The following is a 19,763-nucleotide window of genomic DNA, read 5'->3' on the forward strand; positions in this document are numbered from 1 at the left end:
CTCGTCGGAATAACAACAATGACCGATCAAGACCGAATCACCGAATCACTGATCTCCGAAAAAGCGGTGAACAGTTTCAGCGACGCGCCGAATGCGCGGTACAAGCAGATCATGCAAAGCCTGGTGCGTCACCTGCACGCGTTCGTCAGTGATGTCGAACTCACCGAGCAGGAGTGGTTCGAAGGCATCCGTTTTCTGACCGAGACCGGCCACAAGTGCGATGGCCTGGTGCGCCAGGAATTTATCCTGCTATCGGATACGTTAGGCGTTTCGATGCTGGTCGATGCGATCAACCACCGGCACAGTGCCAATGCCACCGACACGACCGTGTTCGGGCCTTTCTACATCGAAGGCATGCCTGAGCGGGAATTCGGCGAAAACATGGCATTCACGCCGGGCGAAACGGCGTTGGTGCGCGGTCGCGTGGTCGATACCGCGGGTAACCCTCTGGCCGGCGCGGTGCTTGACGTCTGGCAAACGGCGGAAAACGGCATGTACTCGGGCCAGGACACTGAACAGCCGTACGGCAACCTGCGCGGACGCTATCGCACCAATGCAGAGGGGTATTTCGCCATACGCACGATTGTCCCGGTGTGCTACCCGATTCCCACCGATGGCCCGGTCGGACGTATGCTCGATGCCGCCAATCGTCACCCGTGGCGGCCCGCGCACCTGCATTTCATGATCGATGTGCCGGGCTATCGCAAGCTCGTGACCCACTTGTTCAACCACGATGATCCCTATCTGGAGTCCGATGCGGTGTTCGGCGTCAAACAGTCGTTACAGGTCATCTATGAAGACCGGGTCAGCCATGATGATGTGTCCGAAAAGCTGGACATCCAGGTGCCGTTCAAGCGGGCGTGTTACGAATTCGTCATGGAAGCGGTGTGAATCATGGGCCAGTTTTTTGCGGTATTTGCCACCGATCATCCGGATTCACTGGCCTTGCGTCAGCGATTGCGGCCCAGTCACCAGGCTCATTTACGTGCCGATACGCACCGTGTAGTGGTTCGGTTCGGTGGCCCGACCCTCGAAGAAACCGGCGTCGGGATGAACGGCACGTTACTGGTGATCGAGGCGGGCAGCCTGCCGGAGGTGGAGGCGTTCATGCAGGACGATCCTTACGTACGGGCCGGACTGTTTGCGAACATCCAGATCCGCCCGTGGCACTGGAGCCTCGGCAACCCGGAAATGCGTGGCTGATCATGGCGACGATCACGTTGTGCCAACGCGAAGACATCGCTGACGGCGGCGCTTTGGGTTTACCCCACCATCGGCATCTGCATTCCGCCGGGCTGATTGCCGTGCGCCAAGGCGAGCAGGTGTGGGTGTACATCAATCGTTGCCCGCATTTTTCGGTGCCGCTGGACTATCGTCCGCAAGAGTTCTGTACCTATCGCGGCAAAGTCCTGATGTGCGCGCATCACAGTGCGATGTTTCGTTTCGAGGACGGCCATTGCATCGACGGCCCCTGCAAGGGCGCGCAATTGGAGGCTGTACCGGTCCGTTGGGTCGAAAACAGTCTGGTTATGGAAGTGGGTGAGGAGGGGTGATCTACACTCTTTTGAGGGGTGAACCACCCCTTTCGGAGGTCACCATGAAAAGGTTGTCACCCATCAGCCTGTGCGTCGTCTTGTCGGTTTTCAGCGCCCAGGGCTGGGCCCAAACCGTAACACCGCTCAAAGGCCAGAGTTCACAACAGACGCAGTTGGATATCAACGAATGCAACAGCATCGCCGCCAGTCAGGCGTCTTCCACGACATCGACACCGTCCGGCGGCCGGATAAAGGGCGCTGCCGTTGGCGCGGCTGCCGGTGCTGCCGGGGCGCAAGTGCGCGGGCGTCAGCATGACGAGTTCTATGATCGTGTCGACGACGATAACAAGCAGGATTATCGGCAGAACCGTGCCAAGGAGACAGCCGCGGTAGGCGCCGTGGTCGGAGGGTCGCGTCAGCGTCAGGACCGGCGGGCGCAACGCAATGAAAGCGCTGCAACCACCTCGAGCGCCTACACCAGTTGCCTGCAAGGCAAGGGGTATCAGGTCAATCCCTGAGCCTGATATCGGTCAATCTGGATGCAAAACCTGTGGGAGCGAGCCTGCTCGCTCCCACAAGGGGTGCACTAGCCGAAGGATCTGGTTTTCTCGTGTTGCTCCAGCACATGCACCATCAGCAGTGCATACAGCGTGACCGCGATAAACAGCGCCATGCGCACCGCGAACGCGGTGTAGACGTCTTTGCCCGCCGCGCTGTCCTGCACGGACTGCCCAAGGAGAATGATCAGCGTGATCAGGGTGTTGAGCCAGAATCCGGGGCTGAATCGCCCCGCACTCACGCCGTAGAGTTTGCGCGCCAGTAGCAGGGTGAACAGCAGCATCCACAAAAAGAACATCCACAGGTGCACGAACAGGCTCAGCGCGGACCAGAACAGGATGGCCAGCAGACCACCGAGCAGGGTCGAGCCGACCAGCTCGCGGCCGGCGCTGCGCGCCGAGGTGGTGGAGCTCTGTTGCCCCAGGTTGACCGCTTTGAGGACGATGGGCAGGTAACTGGCCGGGTCGATCAGCGCCAGCAGAAACGCCGGTATCACGATCAGTGTGGCGCGCAGGGCCACCCGGTGGACTTCGTTCTCGGGCAAAGGCGGGGCGGCGGGTGGGGTAGGAGCATTGGCCGGTTCGGGGAACAAGCCATGGCTGACCACGCCGACCATGATCGCCAATAGCAGCCCCGCGACCAGCGCCTTGATGACCGTCAGCGCCAGATCGAAGTCGGCAAATCCCGCCGAGGAAATCATGGTCAGGCCGATCACGAGCAAGGTGACGATCAGGCTATTGCCGCCCCTCAAGCCAAACCCGAACACCGCGAACAGACAAAGCCCGATCAGCAGCACACCGCTGAGCCCGTAGTGACGCAGCAGCGGAATCAGCAGCAGGCCGACGCCGGTGGTCAGCATCGCCACCAATCCCAGCACCACGGCGGCCTTTAACGACAGCGGACGATTGAGCGATACCAGCAACAGCGCGCACAACACCGGTGCCAGAAACGGAATCGGTAATGCCAGGCCATAACTGGTGGCCAGGCACAGGGCCGTGCCGGTGGCCAGGCGCAAGGCACGCTGAGTCCTTGGCGAGCGTTGGGGCTTAATAGCCATGGCACTTAGTACACATAGGATTTAGTAAACATAAGATTTAGTAAACATAAGATTTAGTAAACATAGGACAGCCAACTCATCAGCCACAGAAACCCACGGCCCAGCGGATTGAGCAGATTGCCTTCGTCGGGGAACGCCATGACCTCGGCCTGGCCACCGGCACGGATGGTGCGGTTATCGCGCAGCATGACCAGCGACTCCGCCGAGAACTCGATGATCACCGGGAATCGCTGGGCCGGACGCAGCCAGTCGCGGCTGTTTTGCACCGTGGGCAAGGTGCCGGGAGGGGCGGGTTGGCCCACGCTGACCCCATAGCCAAGACTGCGCACACGGCCCTGGAACACTTTGCCGGGCAATGCATCCAGCACGATCGACACCGGCGTTTCGGCCTGGACCAGGCCGAGGTTGTTCTCGGTCATGTCGGCACTGATCCACACGTCGTGGATGGCGATCAGGGTCATCACCGGATTGCCCGCTGCCGCGAACTGACCGACGTCGGTGCGCAAATCCGTGATCAGACCGGCCGAGCGCGCGCGCACCTGGGTGTTGGAAAGGTCCAGTTCGGCCTTGGACAGGGCGGTGGCGGCGCTGCGCAGTTTGGCGTTGTCCTCCTCGCTGCCGCCTTCCGTTTCGCGGGCGCGCTGCACTTCAGCTCGGGCGGCAGCGACCTTGCTCACGGCGGCTTCGTGGTTGGCGCGGGAGACTTCCAGCAGGCGCACGGAAATGGTGCCGGGGTCTTCGCGGTACAGTCCTTCGAGCCGCTGATTGTCCTGGCGGGCCTTGAGTTCGTTGGCCTGTGCCGCCCGCAGGTTGGCTTGCGCCGACGCGATGCCGGCGGTGCTGGCGCCGATCTGTCGGCGGGTCGATTCAAGGTCGGCACGGGCACGGTCGACGGCGATTTGATAGGGCTGCGGGTCGACCTCGAAGATGACGTCCCCAGCCTTCACATCCTGGTTGTTGCGCACGTTGACGCGGATCACCCGCCCGGCCACTTCCGCCGCCACCGGAATCACGAAGGCACCGACCCGTGCCTGTTGCGTATACGGCGTGAAACGGTCGGCCAGCAGATACCAGGCCAGACTCAGGACGATCAGCAGCAGCACCCATTTGATGCCCTTTTTTGTCGGGTCGGCGGCAGGCTGCGCTGGCGGCGGGGCGTCGGAGGAAGAGGGCGCGGCGTCAGTCATGTTGGCTTACCGGGTTAGGATAGGAGGAGGCGGGTTGGGGCTCGGACAGCAGGTCGCCCCAGTCGGTGCGTTGTTCCATTTGCCGGCGTGTCGCCGGGTCGACTTTGGCCTGGGCGCTGTACCAGCCACCGCCGAGGGCCTTGTACAGAGCAATCACGTTACTCACCGCGTCACTACGGCTGACCAGGTAGCTGTCTTGGGTATCGAGCAGCGCACGCTGGGCATCGAGCACCCGCTGAAAGTCCGAATACCCCTCGCGATACAGCGTGTTGGCCAGCTCCAGCGAGCGTTTCGCCGCGCCTTCGGCTTCACGCAGGATGCGTTCACGCTGCAAGGCCTGGGTCAGACCGTTGGCGGCATCGTCCGCCTCGCGCGCGGCCTGGCGCACCTTGTCGCGATAGGCTTCGATCAGCTGTTGCAAGCGCGCATCCTGCACCCGCACGTTGTTGCTGATGCGGCCGTAGTCGAACACATTCCAGCGCAGGCTCGGGCCACCGACCAGGTCGAGGCTGCGGGAGCTGCCGCTCAAGGTGTCGGTGGACCAGACGATGCTGCCGAGCAGGCTCAGTGACGGGTAGAAGTCGGTTTCGGCAACGCCCACCAGCGCCGACTGCGCGGCGACATTCAACTCGGCGGCGCGCACGTCGGGACGGCGCAGCAGCAGTTGCGCCGGCACATCCTGCAGCACGGCGCGATCCACCAGCGGAATCAAACTGTTGTTCTCCACCACCAGCGGCAATTCTCCCGGTGGCTGACCGATCAGTACTGCCAGGGCATTACGCAAACGCACCAGCTGATCTTGCAGGACGGGGATGCTGCTCAGGGTGCCAAGGTATTGGGTCTTGGCTTGTTGCAGGTCAAGTTCGGCGGTCTGACCGCTCTTGAACAGTTTTTCGGTGATCTCATAATTGCGTTGCTGCTGGCGGGCGTTTTCTTCGGCCACCCGCAAACGGGCCTGGGTGGTGCGCAGAAGAAAGTAGCTGTCGGCCACCTGCGCACGAAGCAGGACAAGGGCATCGTCATAGTTGGCCTCTGCGGCGAAATAGGCGGCATCGGACGCCTCGATGGCACGGCTGAAGCGGCCCCAGAAATCCAGTTCCCAGCCCACATCGAAGCCGGCGCTGTGCTGCCAGAAACGGCTGTCTACCGGATTACGCCCACCGGATTGATCGCGATGGACATATACGCTGTCGGCACTGAGCTGCTGCAGTTGCGGGTAGCGGCCGCTTTCGGCAATGCCCAATTGCGCACGCGCTTCCATGACCCGCAAGCCAATGATCTTGAGGCTGGAATTATTTGCGTCGGCTTCGGCGATCAATTGGTCCAGGGTCGGATCGGCAAAAATCTCCCACCACTGGCGGATGTCCGGTTGCAGCGCTCGTTGACTGGCGTGGTCGAGGTTCGGCGTATTCCAGTGATCGACCCAGGGTTCGGCGGGCGGTTGGAAATCCGGCCCCAACCGTACGCAGCCTCCGAGGGCAAGTGCAGCGCATAAAAGTAACGGGTTGAGACCTGGACGCATCGTGCGTTTCCGACCAAGGAATATCACAGCAGCATAGACGGCTGGGCGTCGGGAGGATATCCACTTTGTGCAAGCGCACCTGTGTGGCGAGGAGATCAGGCCTTCGCCACACAGGCCGCTCACGCAGAGTTTGATTGAACGACCAGATGAATAAAAACGCCGTGACTGTCGTAAAAACGACCTGTTTGCGCTGAACGCGAACCCTCCTCAGTTTTCTATTGAACGAGTGTTCAGCCTGGACTATGTTCGTTCCACCTTTCTTCCCGGCTGGTTGCGGGCTTGCGTTTCTTCATTTTGAACGAGGCACTGGCATGCGGTTTTCACCCTTTGTTGAGCGGATATCGGGCCAGGGCGTGGCCGCTTGGGATATTCACTACGCAGCAAATGAAGCGCGAGGCCGGGGCGAGGATGTGATCGTCCTCAGCGTCGGCGATCCGGATTTCCCCACCCCTGATTTCATCACCGATGCCGCCATCCACGCGCTGCGCGAAGGTGACACCCACTACACCGAAGTTGCAGGCCGCCCGGCCTTGCGTGAAGCCATCGCTGCCCGTTACGGCAAATTGTTCGGTCGCGAGCTGCAAGCCGACAACGTGATTACCGTGGCCGGGGCGCAGAACGCCTTGTTCGCCACTTCGATGTGCCTGCTCAGCGCGGGTGACGAGGAGATTGCCCTTGACCCGATGTACGTGACGTACGAGGCGACGCTCAAGGCCTCCGGCGCGACGCTGGTCAGGGTGCCGTGCTCGGCGGACGATGACTTTCGCCTCGACGCGGCGGTGTTGGCCAAGGCCATCACCCCGAGAACCCGAGCGATTTTCCTGTCCAACCCTAATAACCCCACCGGCGTGATGCTCAATCGCGAAGAGCTGCAAGCCATCGCCGAACTGGCCATTGCCCATGATTTATGGGTGGTGGTCGACGAAGTCTATGAAAGCCTGGGGTTCGAGCGCGAGCATCTGAGCATGGCCGCCCTGCCGGGCATGGCCGAGCGTTGCGTGGTGATCGGCAGCCTGTCGAAATCCCACGCCATGACCGGATGGCGAATCGGCTGGGTCGTGGCCAATCCCGACCTGGTCGCCCATGTCGAAACCCTGGTGTTGAGTATGCTTTACGGCTTGCCGGGGTTTGTCATGGAAGCCGCGCTCAAGGCCGTGGAGGCTCACGATGAGGTCAGCCAAGGCATGCGCGATATCTATCGCCGTCGTCGCGACCTGGTGGTGGCGGGACTGGCGGATTGCCCGGGCATTAGCGTGCTCAAACCCGATGCCGGCATGTTCGTGTTGGTGGACGTACGCGCCACCGGCCTGACGTCGCTGGAATTCGCCTGGCGCCTGTTGCGCGAGGCGAGGGTGTCAGTACTCGACGCCGCAGCCTTCGGTGAACCGTCCCAAGGGTTTGTGCGGTTGTCCTTCACCCTGGGTGAGGAGCGGCTGACCGAAGCCTGCCAGCGTATTCGCGATTTTGTCCGGGTGCTCAAGGGCGAGTCGCCGCGTCCGGTCATCGGTCGCGTGACCTGTGAAGCGAAACCCGAACCGATCGCGGCCCGGACCATGATCGAGGTCGAGCAACTGCACAAACGTTTCGGCAATATCGAGGTGCTCAAGGGTGTGTCCCTGACGGCCCGCGAAGGCGAGGTGATCTCGCTGATTGGCGCCAGCGGTTCGGGCAAAAGCACGCTGCTGCGCTGCATCAATATGCTCGAAGTGCCGGATCAAGGGCGCATTCTGGTGGACGGCGAAAGCATCCACCTGAACCACACTCGTCCCGGTGCACCGCTGGTGTCCGATGCCAAACAGCTTGTACGCATTCGTTCCAGCCTGGGCATGGTGTTCCAGAACTTCAACCTCTGGCCCCATCGCACGGTGCTGGAAAACCTGATCGAAGCGCCAACCCAGGTCCTGCGTGAAAGCAAGGCGGAGGCCACCGAGCGTGCCGAAGCCTTGCTCGAACGCGTGGGGCTGGCGGCCAAGCGCAACGAGTACCCGGCGTTTCTGTCCGGGGGACAGCAGCAACGGGTGGCCATTGCCCGGGCCCTGGCCATGCGGCCCAAGGTCATGCTGTTCGATGAACCCACCTCGGCACTCGACCCGGAACTGGTCGGGGAAGTGCTGCGGGTGATCCGCTCGCTCGCCGAAGAAGGCCGGACCATGATCCTGGTGACCCATGAAATGGCCTTCGCACGCGATGTCTCTTCCAAAGTCGCCTTTCTTCATCAAGGCCTGATCGAGGAAACCGGTTCGCCGGACGAAGTGTTCGTACACCCACGCAGCGAGCGTTGCCGTCAATTCGTCAATGCTCATCAGACTCGCTAAAAACAACATAAAAAGACGGGGCAAACACCATGGGAAATCGACGTTTGGCAAACTGGATCACCGGCGCGGCCTGCTTGATGCTGGCCGGCATGAGTGCGGCGCAGGCGCAACCGATCCGCTTCGCGGTGGCGGCCGAACCTTACCCGCCGTACACCGAGAAGCAGGCGAACGGTGAATGGAAGGGCTTCGAGGTCGACCTGATCCACAAGTTGTGCAGCGAAATGAAAGCCGAGTGCGAGATCAAGGAAGTCGCCTGGGACGGGATCATCCCGTCGCTGTTGGCGAAGAAGATCGACGTGATCTTCTCTTCGATGTCGGTGACTGAAGAGCGGGAAAAGCAGATCGCCTTCAGCAAGGCCTACTACGACACGCCGGTGGGAATTGTCGGGCCCAAGGGCACGACCATCGCCAAATACCCGGATGATCTCAAGGGCAAGACCATCGGCGTGCAGAACTCGACGGTCAGCGCCAGTTTCCTCAAGGCCCATTACGAAAAGATTGCCGACGTTAAGTATTACGACACCCAGGACTCGGCCAACGCCGACATGGTGGCCGGTCGCCTCGACCTGATGATGGCGGACGGTACGGCCATGACCGCGTTCATGAAATCCCCGGATGCGGCCAGCCTGGAGTACCTGGCAACCGTTCCTTATGACCCGCTGTTCGGCAAGGGCGTGGGTGCCGGTATTCGCAAGGATGACACCGAACTCAAGGCCAGGCTCGACAAGGCCATCACTGAACTGCTGGCCAGCAAAGATTACGACGAGCTTTCCCAGAACTACTTCGGTACCAGCGTAAAACCGAAACTCTGACCTGTAGGAGCGAGCTTGCTCGCGATGGTCGTGAACGATGACGCGGGATACCTGATACCCCGCGGTGTCCTCTGGTTCATCGCGAGCAAGCTCGCTCCTACAGGGGAACGGTGGTGCTCTTACTGGAGACTGAAATGCCAGCAATGTTCGATTTGATCAGTTTCGGCGAACAAGGATGGGGCGCAGCGCTGCTCAAGGGGCTCTGGATGACCCTGCAGATTTCGGCCGGGGCCTTTGTGCTCGGGCTGGCCATCGGTCTGGTGGTGGCATGCATCAAACTGGGCGCGCCCAAACCGATTGCAGCGCTGGCCCGTGGCTATACCACGCTGTTCCGTGCAGTGCCGGAGTTGTTGCTGATTTTGCTGCTGTTCTATGTCGGCTCCATGCTGCTTAACTCCTTGGCCGCTGCGCTCGGTTATGGCGCGGTGAATGTCAGCGGTCCGTTGGCCGCGATCGTGGTGTTGGGCCTGGTGCAGGGCGCCTACGCATCGGAAATTTTTCGCGCGGCGATCCAGGCGATTCCCTTTGGCCAGATCGAAGCGGGGAAGGCCTTCGGCCTGCACGGCTTTGGCCTGTTCCGCCGTGTGACGCTGCCGATCATGGCGCCCTATGCGATGGCGGGGATGGCCAACCTGTGGATCAACCTGATCAAGGACAGCGCGCTGATCAGCGTGGTCGGCACCAACGAACTGCTGTACACCGCCAAGCAAGGCGCGGGATCCACGCGACATTACCTGCTGTTCTATCTCACCGCCGCCGCGCTGTATTACGCGGTGACACTGGTGTCCAACTATTTGTCGGGACGGCTGGAGCGACGCGTTCGTCGCTGGATGCCTCTTGCTGACTAAACCGACTGAGCCAATGAAATGATTCCAGCGTGGACCCTTGAATACGCGTCGTTGTTGCTCCGAGGGCTGCAAACGACCATTGCCATCCTGGTGATTTCCAGCCTGCTCGGTTTCGTACTGGCGGTCCTGGTCGCCCTGGCGCGGATCTCGAAAAACAAACTGATCGCCAAGGTCAGCCTGTTCTATACCAGCGTGACTCGGGGTACGCCGCTGCTGATCCAGATCTACATTTTCTACTACGGCCTCGGCAGCCTGTTTGCGCAGTTTCCGCTGATCCGTGGCAGCTTTCTCTGGCCGTACCTGCGCGATGGCTACTGGTACATCGTCTTCGCCTTGGTGGTGTCGGTGGGCGCGTATGTCGGCGAAGTGATCCGTGGCGGCCTGCTGGCCGTGCCCAAGGGCGAAATGGAAGCCGCTTCAGCCTTTGGCATGACGCCGCGCCAGGCGTTGTTGCGAGTGCGCTTGCCAAGGGCCTTGCGCCTGCTGTTGCCGACCCTGGCCGGGGAGACCGTGATGCTGCTCAAGTCCACGGCGCTGGCCTCGACCATTGCGGTGATCGACCTGTTGGGCGCGGCCAACGTCGTTCGCGCCCAAACGCTGCAAGTCTATGAGCCGCTGTTGCTGGTGGCCGGGGTGTACGTCTGCCTGACGTTCCTGATCGAGGGGTTATTCGCCTTTGCCGAGCGTCGCGGGACGCCGGTTCGCAGGTCCGTATGATGAACAAGACTCAGGTTGATCGTTCGTTGCAAGGCATTGGCCTGTGCACCTTGGGCTACGCATTCCTGTCCTTGCAAGACGCCGGAATCAAGTGGCTCGTGGCCGATTACTCGGTGTTTACCATCCTGTTCTGGCGCGCCCTTGTCGTAGTCGTCGCGGTTCTGCTGGTGGGACGCTGGTCACTGGTCCAGCGCGCCTGGCGCTCCTCCAGCCGACGTCTGCTGGTGGTCCGCGGCCTGCTGTCGATTGCCGCCTGGTTGCTGTATTACACGGCGGCACGGGACCTGACCCTGGCGGAAATGACCACCCTGTATTTTTCGGCACCGATCATGGTCACGGTGCTGGCGACGACGATTCTCAAAGAGCGTGTCAGCAGTTGGCAGTGGTTGGCCCTGATCATTGGTTTTATCGGCGTGGTGATCGCCTGTCGCCCCGGCAACATGGCCGATCCGGTGCCGATTGTCCTGACATTGCTGGCGGCGATGTGCTGGGCGTTCACCTATATCCAGCTGCGTCAGGTCGACGACCAGACTTCGGTGCTGGAACAGATGCTGATCACCAACGTGGTGTTCGTCATCTGCATGGCGGTGGCGTTGCCCTGGACCCACACCCCGACGCCGACGCCGGCGTGGTTGGGCATGCTCGCCGCAGGACTGATGGGCGGCATGGGACAGTTCCTGTTGTTTGCCAGTTTCCAGCGCGCCACCGCGACCGTCCTGGCGCCGTTCGAATACACCGGGCTGATCTGGGCGTTCCTGCTATCGAGCCTGATCTGGGGCACGCTGATGGATGTGTCGTTGGTGATCGGTGCCGGCCTGATCGCGGTCAGCGGCACCCTGGCGATGATTTTCGGCCGGCACCCGGCGCAGGATGTCGTCGGCGCCGAATGTTCCGTGTCGCAGTCGCTTTATCCAGCAACGACAGACAGGGAGTCCGATGGTGGGGTTCAGGCACCACTCGACCCAGACCCCGTCGAGCAACGTCGATAAACCGACTTTCCATCTGATATGAAGTGAACAGTCTCAAGGGAAGGCAAGCCCATGGCGCAGGATGTTTCGTTCAGCATTCACAACAATAACGGTGACACGTTAAAGGTCAGTGCCTGGCGTTTCGGGGCGGGGGGCCATGGACCGAAAGTCCACCTGCAGGCCGGGGTGCACGCCGATGAAATCGCCGGGATGCTGGTGCTGCATCGACTGATCGAGCGCCTCAAGGTTGCCGAATCCGAGGGGCGGCTCAAAGGCAGCGTGACCGTGGTGCCGCAGGCCAATCCCCTGGGCATCGGTCAGTTTCGCCAGGGTCGGATTCTGGGGCGTTACCACGATGCGACCGGGCAGAACTTCAACCGTGGCTTCGACCAGTCGATGGCGATGGCGCGACCGTCCACCGTCGTCCAGCAATGGCAAAAAGAACTGGTGCAACTGGCGGCACCGGCGGACGTGATGTTAGACCTGCACACCGATGACGAAGCGCTGCCGTACCTCTACGTACACCGCAGCTTCTGGCCCCGGGGCCTTGGTTTGGCGGCGGCAATGAAGATGGACGTGGCGATCATCTGGGATGACGGCGACGACGGCTCCTTTGAGGAAACCATCATCGCGCCCTGGCTGCGCGCCGGTAGCACCAACCAGCGCATGGCCGCGACCCTGGAGTTGCGCGGGCAGGGCGACGTCGACGATCGATTCGCCAGACAGGATGCCGAGGGGCTTTATGCGTGGCTCTGCGCATCTGGTGTGATCGACGAAGCGGTGCCGCGGACTGACTGGCCCGTCGAAGCCGTGGAAATGGGCCACATGGAAACCATCCTCGCACCGCAGCCAGGCGTGCTGATTTTTGAAAAGGACCTGGGCGATGTCGTCGAAGAAGGCCAGCGCTTTGCGCGAATCCTGCGCCGCCCCGGCGATCCGACATCAGAGGTGGTGTTATACGCCGAGCAGACCGGGCGCCTGGTCACCCGTTACCGGGATCGTTTGATCGCCCAGGGCATGGCGGTGGCCAAGTTCACCGGCCGTCGTCTGTCGCGGAACTGGAGCGGCGGGTTGCTGGACCCGAACTAGGTCGCGGCCGTAAAGAAACTACCTATGAGCCTGCGGTTTTTACCGTCATGGAGAGTGATCGCCCGAATACCCAGCCGTTTGGCGTGTGCATAGGCTGATGCATTTGCAGCTTATGGGGGAGTCCGTCATGCGGTTGTTTGAGTTGATCACCTTTACGGTACGCGTGCGCACCGTCACACAAGCGCTGGCGCGCATTGAATCTTCACTGGCCGAACCTGATGTCGGCGGCACGTTGATCGGCTGCTGGGCCTCGGAAATCGGCCAGTTGAACCAGATCGCGGTGCTGCGCGGTTTCACCGACGAAAGCGCGCGCCAGGCGGAGCGCGAGCGCTTCTTGCTGGACGGCAAGGCCTTCGGCATCAATGAGTTCATCACCGACCTGCGGGTCGAAAACTACAGCCTGTTTCCGTTCCTCAAGCCTTTGAGCGCCGGCAAGCATGGACCGTTCTATGAACTGCGCGTCTACGATCTGATCAGTGCTGGACTGCAACCAACGCTGGATGGCTGGGCCAAGGCCATCGAGCCGCGCACCGCCGAACAGTACTCACCGGTGTATGCAGCTTTTTATGCTACTGATGGTGCGCTGCCGCGCTACCTGCACATCTGGCCGTGGACAACCCTGGAGCAGCGCCTGCAAGTACGCACCCAGGCGGTGGCGGACGGCGTGTGGCCACCGGAAAATTCGGGCCCGCAACTGCGCGACATGCGTTCGACTATTTACCTGCCGGCGGTGTTTTCGCCGTTGCAATGACGTCTTGGCGACAAATCCAGGACAAACCACCAAGAGACTGCCGAAGGCATTCACACAGAGGGCTTTCGGCAGCTGTCTCCTCTCGCATCGGGTCTTCCCGTCCGCGTAAAAGTTTTACGCATTTTTTACAGTAGGCCAATTCGTGCGAAACGATACTGGCGGCGTTTTTTATCGTCCGCGCGTTTTGCCCTTTTACTGTTGGCTTTCTGAATAAGTCTGAATGTTTGCGTAAAGGGCACCGGGGCTTGTGAACGGTGTCGATGACCCGTCTCGCTCAAAGCTCCCATGCACTGTTGCTGTTCAATACAGAGAAGCTAGCCGTGAGTCAAAGCACCACCGTTACCCATGAACACGCTCAAGCCAAAACATCAGCCGCCGGTTTGCTCGTCGCCGCTGTCGGCGTGGTCTATGGCGATATTGGCACCAGCCCCTTGTACACGCTCAAGGAAGTCTTCGGCGGACATTACGGCGTTCAGGCTAACCACGACGGCGTGCTGGGCATCCTTTCGTTGGTTTTCTGGTCGCTGATCTGGGTCGTTTCAATCAAGTATGTGTTGTTTGTCCTTCGCGCCGACAATCAGGGCGAGGGCGGGATCATGGCGTTGACAGCATTGGCTCGTCGCGCGTCGGCGCCTTATCCGTACATGAGTAAAGTATTGGTTTTGCTTGGCCTGTTCGGTGCCGCGCTTTTCTATGGCGACAGCATGATCACGCCAGCCATTTCCGTGTTGTCCGCTGTTGAAGGTTTGCAGCTTGCCTTTGACGGGATCGAGCACTGGGTCGTGCCGCTGTCGGTGATCGTGCTGGTGGCATTGTTCCTGATTCAGAAACATGGCACAGCCCGTATCGGTATTTTGTTCGGCCCGGTGATGGTGTTGTGGTTTGTGGTGCTGGGTGCGCTGGGCGTCTATGGGATTTTGCAGCGTCCAGAGGTGCTGCAAGCGCTCAATCCGGCATGGGCCGTGCATTTTTTCGTGGTTCATCCGGGCATCGGTGTGGCGATCCTGGGTGCTGTCGTATTGTCATTGACCGGCGCTGAAGCGCTGTATGCCGACATGGGGCATTTTGGCCGCAAGCCTATCGCGCGTGCGTGGTTTCTTTTGGTGTTGCCAGGCCTGGTGCTCAATTATTTCGGCCAGGGCGCCTTGATCCTGGGGAACCCGGAGGCGGTACGCAACCCGTTCTACTTGCTCGCCCCTGACTGGGCATTGTTGCCGATGGTCGCGCTTTCCACCCTGGCCACCATCATCGCTTCGCAAGCGGTGATATCCGGGGCTTTCTCCCTGACTCGCCAGGCGATTCAGCTGGGCTACGTCCCGCGCATGTTCATTCAGCACACCTCCAGCCAGGAGCAGGGTCAGATCTACATCGGTACGGTCAACTGGGCATTGATGGTCGGTGTCGTGCTGCTGGTGATCGGTTTCGAGTCGTCCAGTGCCTTGGCCGCCGCTTATGGCGTGGCTGTGACTGGGACCATGTTGATCACAACCCTCCTGTCCTCGGCGGTCGTCCTGCTCCTTTGGAAAACCCCACGCTGGTTGGCGATTCCGATGCTGCTCGGTTTTTTAATCGTCGACAGCCTGTACTTTGCGGCCAATGCGCCAAAGATTTTTCAGGGTGGTGCATTCCCGGTGATTGCCGGTATCGGCCTGTTCATATTGATGACGACCTGGAAGCGGGGCAGGAAAATCATTGTCGAGCGACTGGACGAAACCACACTGCCATTACCCCTGTTCATCGGCAGCCTCCGTGCACAGCCTCCCCATCGCGTGCAAGGCACGGCCGTGTTTCTGACGGCCAGGGCCGATGCGGTGCCCCATGCGCTGCTGCACAACTTGCTGCATAACCAGGTGTTACACGAGCAGGTGGTGTTACTGACCGTGGTGTCCGAAGACAGGCCGCGTGTGGCAGCCGAGCGGCGGTTCGAAGTTCAATCCTATGGCGAAGGCTTCTTCCGCGTCAGCCTGCACTTTGGTTTTATCGAGGAGCCGGATGTCCCGCTTGCCCTGAGTCTCTGTCATTTGACCGAGCTTGACTTCAGCCCGATGCGCACGACTTATTTCCTCAGCCGTGAGACGGTCATCCCTACCAAACGCATCGGCATGGCGCGTTGGCGAGAGGGGCTGTTCGCCTTTCTGCTCAAGAATGCCAATAGCAACCTGAAATACTTCAATTTGCCGCTCAACAGGGTCATAGAGCTTGGCACGCAGGTTGAGATGTAACTTTTCCGATTTGCAACATTTCCCCCACCAACCAGCCCAGTGCCGGGTCCTGTCGGCGCTGGGCCAGGTACACCAGATCCAGCTCAAAAGCTTCCAGGGCAAACGGCAAATCGTGCAGCTGTAACGGCAGCATCGTTGCAAAGTTGCGCGCCAGTTGGGTCGGCAACACCACGCAAAGATCAGATGCCGCCACCAGATGCGCCGCCTGCAGGTAGTTGGGTGTGGTGTAAACGATCTGCCGCGACAGTCCTTGTTCACCCAGCCATTGATCGACCATGCCGCGGGTCTGGCCGCCGTGTACCCACAGATGACGCAGGCGCAGGAAGGTCTCCAGGTCCAGCGCGCCGGTAACCAGCGGATGGTCACGGCGCAAGGCGACTTGCAGGGTTTCGCTGCGCCAGTGATGACGGACGAAGCGCGCAGGAATTTCGTCGAAGCGGCCCAGCACCAAATCGAGATGACCGCGGTCCAGGGCATCGACCGGCAAGCTGGGCGCCAGTGGCGCGATGTCCAGACGCAGGTTCGGCGCGCAGTCCTGCAAGCGCCTCAGCAGGCTCGGCATACACAGCTGTTCGACGAAATCGGTCATGGCAATGCGGAACGTCTGGCGACTTGAGCGCGGGTCGAAGCTTTCGTCGACGTTGAGGGTCTGTTCGATCTGTTGCAGCGCCGAGCGAATCGGACCTTCCAGCGCCAGGGCCTTGGGCGTCGGTTGCATACGCCGGCCGATGCGCACCAGCAACGGATCATCAAGCAGCTCGCGCAGGCGCGCCAACGCGTTGCTCACGGTCGGCTGGCTGAGCGCCAGGCGTTCAGCGGCGCGCGAGACGTTCTGTTCGCGCAGCAATACGTCAAGGATACGCAGCAGGTTGAGATCGAAATTAGTTGTATTCAATTTGCAAATATCACGCATATGAAAATGAAATTTCTCAAATAGTAGGCAGCTGCTTAGGGTGTCGGCAATCCTTCTTTTCAACTTGGGAGCATGCGTGTGAGCAACGGATTTGAAGTGCAACAAGCCGCCGTCGTAGGCGCCGGGACCATGGGCCGGGGCATTGTCATCAGCCTGGCCAGTGCCGGTATTGCGGTGTTGTGGCTGGACGCCAATGCGCAGATGGTGACTGCCGGCCTGAAAATGGCTGCCGATACCTGGGCCCAACAGGTGGTCAAGGGCCGTATCAGTGAAGAGCAGGCTGAGCGGAACCTGGCCCGCGTGCAGGCGGTGGACAGCTATGCCGCGCTGGCCGACGTCGATCTGGTGATCGAGGCGGTGTACGAGAACCTTGAGCTGAAGCAGGAAATCTTCCGCACCCTGGACAGCACCCTCAATCCCGGCGCGATCCTGGCCAGTAACACCTCGGCGCTCGATATCGACGCCATTGCCTCGGTCACCCGACGCCCCGAACAGGTGCTGGGCCTGCATTTCTTCAGCCCGGCACACATCATGAAGCTGCTGGAAATCGTCCGTGGCGCGCACACCTCGACAGACGTACTGGCGCAGGCCAAGCGATTGGGCGAACGCCTGGGCAAAATCGCAGTGGTGGCCGGTAACTGCCGTGGCTTCATCGGCAACCGCATGCTCAAGACCTACGCCGACGAGGCGCGCAAGATGCTCCTTGAAGGCGCACTGCCGCAGCAGGTGGACGGCGCCTTGCAGGCCTTCGGTTTTGCCATGGGACCGTTTCGCATGTACGACGTGGTCGGTGTCGACCTGGAATGGCGCGCCCGGCAACTGGCCGGGCAGGGCATGGACAGTCCGCTGGTGCAAGTGGACAACGCCCTGTGTGACCTCGGCCGCTTTGGCCAGAAGGCCGGCCGGGGCTATTACCAATATGCCGAGGGCAGTCGCGACGCCGGGCATGACGCTGAGGTCGATGTGCTGATCGAGCGCATTGCCAGTGGACTGGGCTATCGCCGCCGGCCAATCAACGATCCGGAAATAGTCGAGCGCGGCCTGCTGGCACTGGTCAACGAAGGGGCGAAGATTCTTCAGGAAAATATCGCGGACAACAGCCATGACATCGACCTGGTGTACCTCAATGGTTATGGCTTCCCGCCGGCAGTGGGCGGTCCTATGAGCTGGGCCGACGCCCAAGGTCTGGCCTCGATCCAACAGCGTCTGGAGCGTTTGCAGCAGATGCACGGCGAACACTGGAATCCGGCACCGCTGATTGCCCGATTGGCCGCGACAGGCAAACGCTTTGCGGACGTGGGGGGCCTGGCATGAACTATCAGGCTCCCCTGCGCGATATGCGTTTTGTCCTGCACGAACTGTTCGACGTGACCGGCCATTGCCAGCAACTGGGCAACGACCTGGATCGCGAGACTATCGACGGCGTGCTGGAAGAAGCCGCACGGTTCGCCGCCGAAGTCGTGGCGCCGCTCAACCGCAACAGTGACGAACAAGGCTGTCGCTTGCAGGACGGTGAAGTGACCACGCCGGATGGCTTTCGCGAAGCCTACAAACTATTCGTCCAGCAAGGCTGGGCCAGCATGACCGGGCCGGTGGCGTTCGGCGGCCAGGGCTTTGCGCAAATGCTCTCGGCGAGCTTCCACGAAATGCTGATGAGCGCGTCGTTGTCGTTTCGCGTCTACTCAGGGCTGACCGAAGGCACGGTGCTGGCCCTCGATCGCCATGGCAGCGCCGAACTCAAGCAGCGCTATCTAGCGCGACTGGTCAGCGGCGAGTGGACCGGCACCATGTGCCTGACCGAACCTCAGGCGGGGACCGACCTGGCGCTGCTACGCACTCGCGCCCAACCCCACGCCGATGGCAGTTATCGACTCAGCGGCAACAAGATCTTCATCAGCGGCGGCGAGCAGGACCTCAGTGACAACATCATTCATCTGGTGCTGGCTCGATTGCCCGACGCACCGCAGGGTGTAAAGGGAATCAGCCTGTTCCTGGTGCCCAAGCGTTTGCTCAACCCCGATGGTTCGCCCGGCGAACGCAACACCCTGAGCTGTGGTGCGCTGGAGCACAAGATGGGCATCAAGGGCGCCTCGACCTGCGTGATGAACTTCGATGGCGCCACCGGTTGGCTGGTCGGCCAGCCAAATCAGGGCCTGGCCTGCATGTTCACCATGATGAACGATGCGCGCTTTCAGGTCGGGCTCCAAGGATTGGGCATCGCCGAGGCTGCGTTTCAGGGCGGCTTGGCCTATGCCCGTGAACGCTTGCAATCACGGGCGATCACGGGGCCCGTGGCACCGGATCAGCCAGCCGACCCGATTATCGTTCACCCGGATGTGCGGCGCATGCTGTTGACCCAGAAGACCCTCAGCGAAGGCTGTCGCATGCTTGCGGCCTATACCGCCCGGCAACTGGATCTGGAGCATGGCGCCAGCGATGCGACGGTCCGTGAAGCCGCGACCCGTCGCGCCGCCTTGCTGATTCCAATGGTCAAGGCGTTCTTTACCGATTGCGGTCAGGAGGTGGCCAGCCTTGGCGTGCAGTTGTACGGCGGTCACGGGTTTATCCGCGAATGGGGCATGGAGCAATTGATGCGCGACAGTCGCATCACCCAGCTTTACGAGGGCACCAACGGCATCCAGGCGCTGGACCTGATTCGCCGCAAGTTGTTGGGTGACGGCGGCAGCGAGCTCACTGCATTGATTGATGAGTTGGCCGCGCAGGTCCATCAGGCCACGTCACAACCGGAGATGGCCGAGCGGGTAGGGCTACGCCTGGAAGAGTGGCGAGCACTGAGCAATTCGGTGCTGCAAGCCTGTCGCCGTGATCCGGAGGAAATCGGAGCGGTATCGGTGGATTTTCTCGCCTACTCGGCTTACGTGTTGTTGGCCGCCCTGTGGCTGCAAGCGGCCGTGCGCGCCAGTGAAGCGCTGGCGGCGGGCACCGGGGAGGCGGCGTTCTACCGGGCCAAGCTGCAATCGGCGGACTTCTACTTGCGCCGGGTGTTGCCACGGGCTGGTGCTCATCGCGAATCGTTGCTCGCCGGTGCCAGTTGCCTGATGGCCATGCCGGAAACTGATTTCGCGTTCTGACCCTGCGCAATTTCAACACTACCGTCCAGTACCGATACCTCAAGCGCTTCGGGCGGCGCTGAGCCGCTTATCCCCTGTGGGGGGGGGGGGGGGGGGGGGGGGGGGGGGGGGGGGGGGGGGGGGGGGGGGGGGGGGGGGGGGGGGGGGGGGGGGGGGGGGGGGGGGGGAGAGGGGGGG

Annotated in this window: 18 protein-coding genes; 14 read left to right on the forward strand and 4 right to left on the reverse strand. The window is 61.2% G+C overall.

From position 1 onward, the window contains the following. Positions 1-18: 18 nt before the first annotated feature. From ACSFE6_RS13535 to ACSFE6_RS13550, 4 genes are read left to right on the forward strand one after another with little or no spacing between them, the layout of a single operon-like run. Positions 19-891, forward strand: a complete 873-nt coding sequence (locus ACSFE6_RS13535; RefSeq protein ID WP_435428077.1) for a dioxygenase — start codon at positions 19-21, stop codon at positions 889-891. Positions 892-894: 3 nt separating this feature from the next. Next, the gene (locus ACSFE6_RS13540) at positions 895-1,203 is read left to right on the forward strand and encodes a YciI family protein (protein ID WP_435428078.1); all 309 of its coding nucleotides are present in this window, start codon (positions 895-897) and stop codon (positions 1,201-1,203) included. Positions 1,204-1,205: 2 nt separating this feature from the next. After that, positions 1,206-1,553 carry a Rieske (2Fe-2S) protein gene (locus ACSFE6_RS13545; RefSeq protein ID WP_435428079.1) on the forward strand — a complete coding sequence of 116 codons (348 nt, stop codon included), beginning with the start codon at positions 1,206-1,208 and terminating at the stop codon, positions 1,551-1,553. Positions 1,554-1,597: 44 nt separating this feature from the next. Continuing rightward, positions 1,598-2,053, forward strand: coding sequence for a hypothetical protein (locus ACSFE6_RS13550; RefSeq protein ID WP_435428080.1), 456 nt, complete (start codon positions 1,598-1,600; stop codon positions 2,051-2,053). Positions 2,054-2,121: 68 nt separating this feature from the next. Here the strand turns inward: ACSFE6_RS13550 and ACSFE6_RS13555 are convergent, their stop codons facing one another. From ACSFE6_RS13555 to ACSFE6_RS13565, 3 genes are read right to left on the reverse strand one after another with little or no spacing between them, the layout of a single operon-like run. Then, on the reverse strand, positions 2,122-3,150 hold the full coding sequence (locus ACSFE6_RS13555; protein ID WP_435428081.1) for a DUF2955 domain-containing protein: 1,029 nt from the start codon (positions 3,148-3,150) through the stop codon (positions 2,122-2,124). A 53-nt stretch (positions 3,151-3,203) separates the two neighbouring features. Then, positions 3,204-4,337 carry an HlyD family secretion protein gene (locus tag ACSFE6_RS13560; RefSeq protein ID WP_435428082.1) on the reverse strand — a complete coding sequence of 378 codons (1,134 nt, stop codon included), beginning with the start codon at positions 4,335-4,337 and terminating at the stop codon, positions 3,204-3,206. After that, positions 4,330-5,859 (reverse strand): TolC family protein, encoded by a 1,530-nt coding sequence (locus tag ACSFE6_RS13565; protein WP_435428083.1) that lies wholly within the window; start codon positions 5,857-5,859, stop codon positions 4,330-4,332. The genes ACSFE6_RS13560 and ACSFE6_RS13565 overlap by 8 nt, the downstream gene beginning before the upstream one ends. Before the next feature lie 311 nt (positions 5,860-6,170). Here ACSFE6_RS13565 and ACSFE6_RS13570 point away from each other — a divergent pair, with 311 nt between their 5' ends. From ACSFE6_RS13570 to ACSFE6_RS13605, 8 genes are all read left to right on the forward strand, one after another. Further along, positions 6,171-8,174 carry an aminotransferase class I/II-fold pyridoxal phosphate-dependent enzyme gene (locus tag ACSFE6_RS13570; protein WP_435428084.1) on the forward strand — a complete coding sequence of 668 codons (2,004 nt, stop codon included), beginning with the start codon at positions 6,171-6,173 and terminating at the stop codon, positions 8,172-8,174. A gap of 29 nt (positions 8,175-8,203) precedes the next feature. Beyond that, positions 8,204-8,986 (forward strand): transporter substrate-binding domain-containing protein, encoded by a 783-nt coding sequence (locus tag ACSFE6_RS13575; RefSeq protein WP_435428085.1) that lies wholly within the window; start codon positions 8,204-8,206, stop codon positions 8,984-8,986. Positions 8,987-9,120: 134 nt separating this feature from the next. After that, the gene (locus tag ACSFE6_RS13580; RefSeq protein ID WP_435428086.1) at positions 9,121-9,834 is read left to right on the forward strand and encodes an ABC transporter permease; all 714 of its coding nucleotides are present in this window, start codon (positions 9,121-9,123) and stop codon (positions 9,832-9,834) included. An 18-nt stretch (positions 9,835-9,852) separates the two neighbouring features. Beyond that, positions 9,853-10,551 carry an ABC transporter permease gene (locus ACSFE6_RS13585; RefSeq protein WP_435428087.1) on the forward strand — a complete coding sequence of 233 codons (699 nt, stop codon included), beginning with the start codon at positions 9,853-9,855 and terminating at the stop codon, positions 10,549-10,551. Beyond that, a complete protein-coding gene (locus tag ACSFE6_RS13590; protein WP_435428088.1) occupies positions 10,551-11,540 on the forward strand; it encodes a DMT family transporter in 990 nt (329 codons plus the stop codon). The genes ACSFE6_RS13585 and ACSFE6_RS13590 overlap by 1 nt, the downstream gene beginning before the upstream one ends. 51 nt (positions 11,541-11,591) lie before the next feature. Continuing rightward, complete coding sequence (locus ACSFE6_RS13595; protein WP_435428089.1) at positions 11,592-12,608, forward strand: succinylglutamate desuccinylase; 1,017 nt, start codon at positions 11,592-11,594, stop codon at positions 12,606-12,608. A gap of 127 nt (positions 12,609-12,735) precedes the next feature. Beyond that, positions 12,736-13,359 carry an NIPSNAP family protein gene (locus ACSFE6_RS13600; protein ID WP_435428090.1) on the forward strand — a complete coding sequence of 208 codons (624 nt, stop codon included), beginning with the start codon at positions 12,736-12,738 and terminating at the stop codon, positions 13,357-13,359. 260 nt (positions 13,360-13,619) lie between these two features. Beyond that, complete coding sequence (locus ACSFE6_RS13605) at positions 13,620-15,581, forward strand: potassium transporter Kup (protein ID WP_435428091.1); 1,962 nt, start codon at positions 13,620-13,622, stop codon at positions 15,579-15,581. On the opposite strand, the gene ACSFE6_RS13610 is transcribed toward ACSFE6_RS13605, so the two are convergent. Further along, positions 15,550-16,494: a LysR family transcriptional regulator gene (locus ACSFE6_RS13610; protein WP_435428092.1), complete on the reverse strand. Its 945-nt coding sequence runs from the start codon at positions 16,492-16,494 to the stop codon at positions 15,550-15,552. The genes ACSFE6_RS13605 and ACSFE6_RS13610 overlap by 32 nt on opposite strands. A 78-nt stretch (positions 16,495-16,572) precedes the next feature. Between ACSFE6_RS13610 and ACSFE6_RS13615 the strand changes: the two genes are divergently transcribed. Together ACSFE6_RS13615 and ACSFE6_RS13620 are read left to right on the forward strand one after the other, a co-directional pair. After that, positions 16,573-17,808: a 3-hydroxyacyl-CoA dehydrogenase family protein gene (locus ACSFE6_RS13615; protein ID WP_435428093.1), complete on the forward strand. Its 1,236-nt coding sequence runs from the start codon at positions 16,573-16,575 to the stop codon at positions 17,806-17,808. Further along, positions 17,805-19,586, forward strand: a complete 1,782-nt coding sequence (locus ACSFE6_RS13620; protein ID WP_435428094.1) for an acyl-CoA dehydrogenase C-terminal domain-containing protein — start codon at positions 17,805-17,807, stop codon at positions 19,584-19,586. Before ACSFE6_RS13615 ends, ACSFE6_RS13620 begins: the two co-directional genes overlap by 4 nt. Positions 19,587-19,763 lie beyond the last annotated feature (177 nt).

It is taken from the genome of Pseudomonas baetica, assembly GCF_051216495.1.
Lineage (GTDB): Bacteria > Pseudomonadota > Gammaproteobacteria > Pseudomonadales > Pseudomonadaceae > Aquipseudomonas > Aquipseudomonas baetica_B.